Genomic DNA, 9,797 nt, shown 5'->3' with positions numbered 1-9,797 from the left:
CAACGCGGAGGACTGTTCGCTGAGCTGTTCGGCGGCGGTACGAACCTTGGTTGCGCTCTGGCCCGCTTCGCCGGCGGTGCGGCTAACGCCGGCAATGTCGCTGGACACCCTGCCGGTACCGGCGGCGGCCTCCTGCACGTTGCGCGCGATCTCGCGTGTCGCAGCGTCCTGTTCTTGCACTGCGGACGCGATCATGGTCGCAATCTGATTAATGGCGGAGATGGTGCCTCCGATGCCCTCGATCGCCTGAACCGCCTCGCCGGTGACGTTCTGCATGGCTGCGACCTGGGTCGAAATTTCCTCGGTCGCCTTGGCCGTTTGAGTTGCGAGCGATTTGACCTCGTTCGCCACCACGGCGAAGCCCTTGCCGGCGTCGCCCGCGCGCGCCGCCTCGATGGTCGCGTTAAGCGCGAGAAGATTGGTCTGGCTTGCGATGGCATTGATGAGTTTGACGACGTCGCCGATCTTTTGCGCCGCTTCCGACAAGCCCTGGACGGTGGCATTGGTGCGGTTCGCCTCCGTCATGGCCTTGGCGGCGATCTCGGTCGATTGCGCCACCTGGCGGCCAATCTCCGACACCGACGATGACAACTCCTCTGTCGCCGCCGCCACCGTCTGCACGTTGGCGGTTGCCTGTTCGGCAACATTCGCCACCGTCGAGGTCTGACGGCTGGCTTCTTCGGCCATCGTAGACATATTCTGCGAAGTCGCCCGCATGTCACCGGCCGATTCCGTCAGCAGATCGAGCGAGGCGCGAACGCTGCCTTCGAAATCGTTCGCCATCGCGTTGAGCAGGCCTATCCGCTCGGCTTCAGCCTTCTGCTTTAGCTCGTCCTGTTCGCTGCGCAGGCGCCCGGTTTCGATCATGCTTTCCTTGAACACTTGCAGCGATCGTGCCATCGCGCCGATTTCGTCGCGGCGACCGAGTGCCGGAATTTCGGTCGTCGTGTCTCCGCTGGCAAGTTCCTGCATCGTAGCTGTCATCGCCGCAAGGGGCTTGAGGATGCTGCGGCGGAGCAACAGGCTCATGCCAAGCACCAGCAGGAGCATGATGCCCATAAACGTGCCGGTTTTGATCATCTGCTCGCGGAAGATCTCATCGACGTCGTCGAGATAAATGCCTCCGCCAATGTTCCAGGCGTACGGAGCGAATGGCACTGAATACGCGACTTTAGACACCGGCTGCTCGGTAGCGACCCGGGGGAATCGGTACGAGGTAAACCCACCGCCGCGCTGGGACGCCGCGACAATCTCGCGGGCGAACAACACGCCGTCGCTATCCTTGGCGTCAAAGAAATTCTTGCCTTCGACCTTGGGGTTTGGGTTGGCCACTTGAATGCTGCCATTGTCGACGGCAAAGAAATAATCGTCCTTGCCAAATCGCAGCGTGCGAAAAATTTGCTTGCTGCGTTCCATCGTCTCGGCTTCCGACAGGCCGGCCTTTTTCGAGTTATGGTAATCGAGTTCGATCATCTGGCGCGCCAGCAGCACCTTTTCCTTGAGGCCGTTTCTGCGATCCTCAATCGCGTTTCCCCTGAGGGTTGAAAGATCGAGCGCCGCAACGGTCAAAATACCGAAGCCCGAGAGGCCGACCATGATCAGGAATTTGGATGAAATTCGTAGATTGCTGAGCATTTTAGCCTCCGACAACAGTTCCTCGAATGCGCCAACCATCATGATTTGATCGCTGGCGCGATTGCCGGCAATCCGTAGCCCAGAATAGATGAATTTGACGCTAATGACCGGCGTGAGGCAACCTAGGCGTGTGCAGGGATGACCGCCCACAAATGCCACCAACAGCACCATCGGCGTCGGGGTGCTTATCCCTAAGCAACGCAGCGCCCACGGGATGGAAGCTTCAATCTCCTGGAACTACACCGGCTGGCTGAATATAATTTTGATCGCGACTGGCCGGACTGCTCACCGGCCGATTCTGCCAACAGGCCCTCCAGCGATGTTGCGGATTATGAACAGACCTGCGCATTCTCCGGGCAGGCTCTGGATCGGTTTCGGTTATCGGAGAGCACCGTTGCAATCTCGAGCCCGACCGGGCAGCCGGGTCTTATGCTAGCGTAAGATGACTCAAGCGTAGAACGCAATTTGCGGGGCAGGCGGATTGATGCTCGAGGATGGCATTTACAGAGTTCATTTCGAAACCCTTAAAGGCCATGGAGACGGCATTGTGGTGGTCACAGGTGATAAAATCCGCGGAGGAGATGCGGCGTTCGTCTATTTTGGATCGCAGCAGCAGACAAATAACGGTTTCAGCATGCAGCTGGAGACCAAGCGGCACTCTCAAGCCCGCGCGTCCGTTTTTAACATGGACGCCGTCCATATTAATCTGATCGGCAAGTTGGACGGCCTTGATGCGGTTTGCACGGGCACCGCCGAGGAAGTCCCTGGCCTCATTTTCAAAGCGGTTCTGCAATTTATCCATGAGTAAACCCTCAAGCTCGCACCCAACAAAAGAGGGTGCCGTTCAAACCGGACGGATCGTGCTCGGGCCAACTCGCTAGTCGCCTTTCAACATATCCCTCAGCTCACGAAAAGGCTCTGCACTCGGCGCGGCTGAGGCGTCCTGCCGCATCGCCCCATAGATCTTCGGAACCAAATCAACCGCCTGGTCGAGCTCCGAGTCCCGCCCGGATTGGTACCCACCCATGAGGCGAAGGTCTCGCGTGTCCTCGTATTTGGCGATCATGGCCCGCAGTTTGCTGACCAGCTCGCGCTCGGCGGGGTCCCAAACGCAATGCGCCAAACGAGAGACGGAGCCAAGAACATCCACGGCAGGATAGCGAGCCTGATCAGCAATTTGCCGGCTGAGCACGATATGCCCATCCAGGGTACTTCGCATCGTGTCGGCGATCGGGTCATTGTGATCGTCGCCATCAACCAGCACGGAAAAAATTCCGGTTATCGTCCCTGAACCTTCTTCTCCGGGCCCGGCCCGTTCTAGCAGGCGCGGCAAATCAGTGAAGACCGTTGGAGCATAGCCGCGCGCGACCGCCGGCTCTCCTGCGGCCAGCGCGACTTCGCGGGAGGCATGTGCAAATCGTGTGATCGAGTCGACCACAAGCAAAACTGACTCGCCGCGATCTCGAAAGTATTCCGCAATCGCCATGGCGGTCTTCGGCGCGAGTCTCCGCATCATCGGACTTTCGTCGCCCGTCGACACGATTGTTACAGCGCGAGCGCGGTCATGACCAAGTACATCCTCCACAAACTCCCGCACTTCCCGGCCGCGCTCTCCAACCAGGGCCAAGACGACCGTGTCAAATCCTTCGCTGCGCGCGAGCATCGCTAGCAACGTTGATTTACCAACGCCCGAACCGGCAAAAATACCGACCCGCTGGCCTGCACAAATGGGAGCGAATAAATCAATAACCCGTACGCCGGTGCGCAAGGGCCTGTGGACGCGTGCGCGTTTCATTGCTGGCGGCGCGTCTGCCTCTGCTGTAACGGCGCGCGAACCCGGAATAAGAGCGCCTTTTCCATCCAGGGCGACGCCCAGGGCGTTGATGACGCGTCCTTTCCAGCTCGGATCGGGTGCGAATGAAAGGGGCGGCATTTGGTACGCAACTGAACCGAGACCGCCGCCGAAATGCCGATCGAACGGTTTGACGATGATGCCATCGCTGTCGATGCGAATCACTTCACCAATCTGGGGACGCCCCGCAGCCTTCACGCCGATAAGTTCGCCAAGCCTTACAAAACGCGATAGTCCGGACACGCGGAAATGGGTCGGCGCCACCTCCGATATAGCACCGCTGACGCTTGCAAAAGGAGTGTTCTGCTGAAGTGCCAGCAGCGCCGACTCAAGTTGCTGCACAGCGTTCAAGAGGAACCCCCCGATTTTGAATTTTCATGCACCAAACGAATGCCTCACGCCTTGGGATCACCCAGCGTGCGTATTGCGTCCTGCATGGAGCTTTCAGCGCCCTGCATGAGCGTATTCGTTCCCTCAAAGGCTCGAGAAGCTGAAATGAGGCGGGTCAGTTCGAGCATCGGATTGGCCCCCGATCCCTCCACGTAGCCCTGCCGAAAGCCGTTCTTGGCGAAATCGAGCACGGCGGTCGCCGGGCGATCTGGAATCACGCCTGAGTTGCCATAGCGTTTGAGGTTTGCGCTGGCGGATATATCGAACAGCCCCAGAGTGCCGACTTCGTTTCCGTCTTGCGTGATGACGCCGTTGCGCGCGATGGACAACGGTCCGCCGTTCGGGTCGATGCTAATTTGTGCTCCACCGGAGTCGAAAACCGGAAAGCCGTTCACCGTTTGAAGATCACCATTAGCCGCGATTTGAAGGCGACCATCGCGTGTGAACGCCGGCCCGCCAGGGCCCGCAAACGCGAGCCAACCGGGCCCCATCACCGCAACGTCGAGAGGATTTCCCGTTTCGGTACTGCTTCCCGGCTCGCGTGAAATGTTGTCGGCGCCCGGCGAAGAGAATGCGACGGGAGTCGCCCCGGCACGAGAAAGGACCGTCTCGAATTTGACCGCGTCGGTGCGGAACGCGGCGGTGTTAATGTTTGCAACGTTGTTGGCGATCGTATCCATTCGCTTTTCGAGCGCGACCTGGGCTGACAATCCCACGTATAAGGCTGATTGCATGCTGCTATTTTCCGAACCGTAGAGTTTGAAGGCGGGTGAGGGTATCGAGATCGATGCCGTTCTGCCTCGAGTTGCCGACCAAGATCTGTGCGCTAATGCTTAAGGGATGGCTGTTTGCCGGGTCCGTCGAGTTGTTCTGGTTTGCATCCCACATGGCCGCGAAGCGCTGTGCAAACTTGTTGACCTTCGCTGGATCCTGGAAGTCGGAGATGTTGATCAGTTTCGACAGCAGTGCGGCCTGACTATCGATATTGGCGCCGCTGATGTTTGGAGACAGTCCGAGAGCGGTTTGCACGACCTGCGTCAGTGCCTTGTCGGCAAGAATGCGAAGTGGGTTCGTGATGGAAGATGCATTGCGGACAAAGTAAAGCGCCAGGCGCACGCCCTCGTTTTGGCTGCCAGCATCCTCTTCCATCACGCCTTGCACGTATTTCTGCGCTGTGCCGGCTTGCGCGGCGTTGGTTCGGATGGCGTTGCTGCCCAGCGCAGCGAAATTAAATGCACTCGCGAATTCCCGAAAGCGAGGGTCCGATAGTTGATTGGCAAAGCTCTTGCTGGTCAAAGTGCCCTCTGTCAGCACTTTGCGCATAAACGCCTTGGCGTAGGTCATGTCACTCAGGCCATGCGCCTTCATCGCATATGAGAACAGACGAAAGTTATTCACGAAATCGTCGACGCTAGTCACCTTGCCGATGTTGGCGAGATAATAGTTTGTGTCTCGGGTAACATCCGGTTTGCTCGCGGTGTCTTTAAGGGCGCGATTTATATTGCTCGATATTCTCTGAAAGTCCGCGATCGTCGATAGCATGACACAAGTCCGTTCTGATGCCGTTGCGACAACTCAAGCTGCCGCTTTTAGCTTGCGCGAGCATGGTGGCGCCGGCAAGCCAGCTTCACGCAAGCGTCGCCAAATAGGTTAATCAAGTTCATCGGCGATGGAGTGGCGGGTTGGCCAGTTTCGTGGGGATTATCATCACGCTTGGGGCGCTGCTCGGTGGATTCGCCGCGATGGGCGGACATCTTGCCGTGCTTATGCAGCCATGGGAGTTCGTGATCATCATCGGTACCGCCGTCGGGACCTTTATCGTCGCCAATCCCTGGAAAGTCGTTGTGGACACAGGTCTAGCGACTGTTCAGGCCGTCGTGGGCTCCGTTCCAAGTTCGCGGTACTACCTTGATTTGCTCGGCGCTCTCCATGCCTTGATGCGCGAGCTGCGAAACAAGGGTCGCAATGAAGTCGAGGCGCACATCGATGATCCGTATTCTTCCGAAATCTTCAAGGCATTCCCGAATGCCTTAGCGGATGCGTCCTTACTTCAGTTTATCTGCGATTACGTCCGGCTGATGATCATGGGCAACGCTCGCACTCACGAGATCGAAGCGCTGATGGATGAAGAAATCGATACGATCGTGAAGAGTGCGCTAAATCCCTATTATGCCATGGCAGTGGTGGCAGAGGCGTTGCCGGCGCTCGGCATCGTTGCCGCGGTGCTTGGCGTCATCAAGGCGATGGCGGCACTTGATCAGTCTCCCAAGCTGCTGGGCAGCTTCATCGGTGCGGCCTTGGTTGGCACGTTCGCCGGTATCTTTCTTTCGTATGGCGTCGTCTCGCCATTCGCCCAAAAAGTAAAGATGGTCCGCGAAAAGCGATGTCGTCCCTACATTATTGTGAAGCAAACTTTACTTGCATTTATGAATGGCGCCATGCCGCAGATCGCGGTCGAGCATGGCCGCAAGATGATTGAGGGAAGCGAACGGCCCTCAATCGACGTCGTAGAGAACGAGACAATCGGCGGGATGAGCAGGGTCGCTGCGGGCGATGTTGGCGAACCGAAGGCTGCGACAGCATGACGACGGAACAGATTGAAGTCGAGCAGCCGAAGAGTCTGCCGAACTACCTGCTCGATGCGGCAGGCATATCGATCGATCGTATGCCGATGCTCAAGGTTATCTTCGATCGCATGGCTGTGACGTGCACGGACAGTTTGCAGCCGATGGCGGGAACGCCGTGTTATTTTTCGGTCAACGGCATCGCCAACGGTCGGGTCGGCGACATCGTCAAGGACTAAGAGGCCAATGCGGTTGCCGCCGTTCTCTATGCCGAGCAATGGGATACCAGAGTTCTCATCATGCTCGACCGGGATTTCGTCTTCACGATGGTCGAAGCGATGTTCGGTTCCGATGGGGCCGAGCCGCCATCAGACCTCGAGCGGGCGTTCTCGAATGTCGAGCTTCGTGTGGCGCAAGTGCTGTTCGAACGGTTCGCCAAGGCACTGCAGTCAGCGTTTGCCCCGATATCTGAAGTGACCTTCAGACTGGAACGGGTTGAAACCGCCATGGCTTCCCTGGCCGTTGGGCGAAGCGGAAACATGTCGATATGCGCAAACATCATGCTGCAGGCGCTCTATCGCGGTGGGCAGATGTTTCTCATGATACCTCACTCGGCGCTCAATCCGCTCAGACAGAAGCTGGCCCATGTTCTAGTCAGTGACGGCAGAGCGGCCGATCCGAACTGGCGCGAGCAGATGGAGAACGAGGTCCAGCGAACGGAAGTCACGTTGAGCGCAGTTCTGGATGAACGGACGATTAGCTTCGCAGATGTGGCGCGATTCCATGTCGGGCAGGTGATTGAACTGAACGCCACGCCGCGAACGCTGGCCAAGCTCGAGAGCAACAACCAAGTGCTGTTTTGGTGTCAGATCGGTCAGCTTGACGGTTATTACGCCATGCAGGTAGCGGATCCCGTCGATCAGAAACGGGAGTTTCTCGATGATATCCTATCTCGTTGATGCGGTGCTGCTTGTTGCCCTGGCTTTCACAACCGTGCGGGTGACGATGATGCATCGCGAGTTGGCGCGCCTGCGTAGCTATCAAGGCGAGTTCTCGACGATTGTCCACGAGACGGCGGGCGCATTCGATTCCGTAATATCGGCCGCTCAGGACCATACTGCCACGCTTGGGCGCCTCTCCGAGGTGCTAAGTACGAAAATTGAGCAGGCTCACGAAGCGATTGCGGCGCTGGATGCGAGGCGGCAATTTTCCTCAGATGCTGAAGGCGGCGCTCATGCGGAAAATTCATAACGAGACATGCAGACGGACCGAGATCGACCTCAGCACCTGAGGACGACTCGCAAGCGGCGGGAATCATTCGGGAGGCGCTCTGCTCCCCGGGGGAATTACAAGAGGCTACATAATGGCGCAATCTTCCGACTATGGATCTTCTGCCAACAAAACAACTGCTTCCGGAGAAGCGCAAACAGAGATGTCTTCATTGGAGAGGTTGGCGGAGATAGCCGAGCGAACCGCCGAAGAAGCGGGAAAGCTTGCAAATGTGGGGGCGATCCTGCGCATCCCGGTTACTGTACAGGTGGTGCTGGGCTCGGCCACTATCCCGGTCGCAAGTCTCATGAAGCTCGGTCGCGGAGCGGTGGTCCCGCTCGACCACCGGGTCGGCGAACCCGTTGATGTCATGGTCAATGGTCGGACCGTCGCGCGCGGCGAAGTCGTCGTGGTCGAAGAGGATAACTCCCGGTTTGGGGTGTCGTTGACAGAAATCGTCGGGCCGCTGGGCGTCGATGGTGAATCCTGATTGTGGCGGGATCGATGGGCACCGCGAATCCCGTCAAGCAGCGAGGTGTTGCCTCGCTGGATGGAACGGACAAGGTCGCAGCGCTGCTGCTCGCAATGGGTCGGCAGGCGGCCGGGAGCCTCTTGCAACAATTCGAACCGCAGGAAATTCGAGTCGTAACAAAAGCCGCGGCTGAACTGCCCGCCTTATCGGCGCAGGATCTGGAGTCGATCGTTGAAGAGTTTGCTCAGCAATTCTCGATGGGCGCAAACATTCTCGGCACGCTTGGGGGCCTCGAGGCCGCACTCAATGATGTTCTATCGCCCGAGCAGGTGACCAACATCATGTCGGATCTGCTCGGCAGCTCAAGCAAATCGGTTTGGGATCGGGTGTCGTCGGTATCCGAGAACTCGCTTGCCAGCTATCTAAGTAAGGAGCACCCACAAACTGCGGCTCTGGTGCTTTCCAAAGTGAAACCGGCCTGTGCCGCCAAGGTCATGAGCCAGCTTCCCTCGAGCTTGCGCAACGAGCTCATGCGGCGCGTGCTGAGCCTCAAACCAATCGTCGACGATGCGATGCGGATCGTCGAGAAGACGCTTCATGAGGACCTCACACTGAATTTCGCTCGAAATCTTGGAGCGGACACATATGCCCGAGTTGCCGATATCATCAACAAAATGGAGCGCGGCCATATCGAGGATATGCTGAAGAGCCTCTCGGAAAAACGCCCGAAATCGGCCGAGGTTCTGAAGGAGCTCCTGTTCACCTTCGATGATGTGGTCAACCTCACTCCGAAGGCGCGCACCATGATCTTCGATCAGGTGCCGAGCGATCGGATCGTTGTGGCGCTCAAAGGCGCCGACCGAAAGTTCAGGGACCTGATTCTTTCCTCACTTGCCTCTCGCGTCAGGCGGGTTGTGGAAAATGAACTGGCAATGGGCGAGCCGTCAAATCAGCGCGATGTCATGGAGGCGCGGCGCGTGATTACCGACCTTGCACTTGACCTGGCAGAGCGCGGGGAAATCGAGCTCAACCCCGATTTGGAGGACGAGCTGGTCTACCGCTGACCGCTGAACGGCATGGCAGATACATCCGATCAGGACAGCAAAACAGAAGAGCCGACCGAGAAGAAGATTCGCGACGCGCTCGAGCAGGGCAAGATACCGGTTTCCCGAGAAACGTCCATCTTCGCCTCTATGGCGGCGTTGCTTGTGATACTGGCGTTCCTCATCGAGGATGGGGTCCAACGGCTTGCAGTGACCCTGAAGAGCCTTCTTGATGATCCCGATGGCTTTCGCCTGACTTCTGCGGCTGACGCCAACGGTCTATTGTTGGTGATCGGGCTTGAGGCGATGCGCTTCATGCTTCCGATCGTGCTCGTGCTGGCGGTGTTTGGGCTCGCAAGCTCGCTGCTGCAAAACAGTCCGCGCTTGGTGCTCGAGCGTGTTCGGCCAAACTTTTCACGCCTTTCACCCGCGCAAGGGTGGAGCCGGATCTACGGATCCCAGGGACGCGTGGAATTTGCCAAGGCCCTTTTCAAAATGGTCTCGGTTAGCCTGATCGTAGGCGTCGTTTTGGAATCATCCCAGGCAAAAGCTTTCGAGGTAATTTTCACCGA

General features: G+C 57.9%; 10 protein-coding genes and 1 pseudogene. 7 read left to right on the top strand and 4 right to left on the bottom strand.

What is annotated here, in order from left to right; genetic code table 11:
• Positions 1-1,635: methyl-accepting chemotaxis protein (locus VJV58_RS18175; RefSeq protein WP_324138752.1), on the bottom strand; the 1,635-nt coding region annotated here is incomplete at its 3' end.
• Positions 1,636-2,119: 484 nt separating this feature from the next.
• Between VJV58_RS18175 and VJV58_RS18170 the strand changes: the two genes are divergently transcribed.
• Positions 2,120-2,443 (top strand): GrlR family regulatory protein, encoded by a 324-nt coding sequence (locus VJV58_RS18170; RefSeq protein WP_324138751.1) that lies wholly within the window; start codon positions 2,120-2,122, stop codon positions 2,441-2,443.
• 69 nt (positions 2,444-2,512) lie between these two features.
• On the opposite strand, the gene fliI is transcribed toward VJV58_RS18170, so the two are convergent.
• Genes fliI through VJV58_RS18155 form a run of 3 tightly spaced genes read right to left on the bottom strand, consistent with a single transcriptional unit; the run spans position 2,513 to position 5,419 of the window.
• On the bottom strand, positions 2,513-3,838 hold the full coding sequence (gene fliI / locus VJV58_RS18165) for a flagellar protein export ATPase FliI (protein WP_324138750.1): 1,326 nt from the start codon (positions 3,836-3,838) through the stop codon (positions 2,513-2,515).
• A 44-nt stretch (positions 3,839-3,882) separates the two neighbouring features.
• Positions 3,883-4,611 carry a flagellar basal-body rod protein FlgF gene (flgF, locus tag VJV58_RS18160; protein WP_324138749.1) on the bottom strand — a complete coding sequence of 243 codons (729 nt, stop codon included), beginning with the start codon at positions 4,609-4,611 and terminating at the stop codon, positions 3,883-3,885.
• A gap of 4 nt (positions 4,612-4,615) precedes the next feature.
• Positions 4,616-5,419, bottom strand: a complete 804-nt coding sequence (locus VJV58_RS18155; RefSeq protein WP_324138748.1) for a DUF1217 domain-containing protein — start codon at positions 5,417-5,419, stop codon at positions 4,616-4,618.
• A gap of 140 nt (positions 5,420-5,559) precedes the next feature.
• Between VJV58_RS18155 and motA the strand changes: the two genes are divergently transcribed.
• The 6 genes and pseudogenes from motA to VJV58_RS18125 form a co-directional block, all read left to right on the top strand.
• Positions 5,560-6,462, top strand: coding sequence for a flagellar motor stator protein MotA (gene motA / locus VJV58_RS18150; RefSeq protein WP_324138747.1), 903 nt, complete (start codon positions 5,560-5,562; stop codon positions 6,460-6,462).
• Positions 6,459-7,400, top strand: a pseudogene (locus VJV58_RS18145) (flagellar motor switch protein FliM). The gene motA and the pseudogene VJV58_RS18145 overlap by 4 nt, the downstream one beginning before the upstream one ends.
• A complete protein-coding gene (locus VJV58_RS18140; RefSeq protein WP_324138746.1) occupies positions 7,381-7,692 on the top strand; it encodes a hypothetical protein in 312 nt (103 codons plus the stop codon). Before VJV58_RS18145 ends, VJV58_RS18140 begins: the two are co-directional and overlap by 20 nt.
• Before the next feature lie 112 nt (positions 7,693-7,804).
• Positions 7,805-8,200 carry a flagellar motor switch protein FliN gene (gene fliN / locus VJV58_RS18135; RefSeq protein ID WP_324138745.1) on the top strand — a complete coding sequence of 132 codons (396 nt, stop codon included), beginning with the start codon at positions 7,805-7,807 and terminating at the stop codon, positions 8,198-8,200.
• 14 nt (positions 8,201-8,214) lie between these two features.
• Positions 8,215-9,246 carry a flagellar motor switch protein FliG gene (locus VJV58_RS18130; RefSeq protein ID WP_414641525.1) on the top strand — a complete coding sequence of 344 codons (1,032 nt, stop codon included), beginning with the start codon at positions 8,215-8,217 and terminating at the stop codon, positions 9,244-9,246.
• Positions 9,247-9,258: 12 nt separating this feature from the next.
• Positions 9,259-9,797 (top strand): EscU/YscU/HrcU family type III secretion system export apparatus switch protein (locus tag VJV58_RS18125; RefSeq protein WP_324138743.1); only part of this gene is annotated, 539 nt, incomplete at its 3' end.

It is taken from the genome of Bradyrhizobium sp. (assembly GCF_035273305.1).
Taxonomy (GTDB): Bacteria; Pseudomonadota; Alphaproteobacteria; order Rhizobiales; family Xanthobacteraceae; genus Bradyrhizobium.
This window is presented reverse-complemented; position numbering and strand designations above follow the sequence as displayed.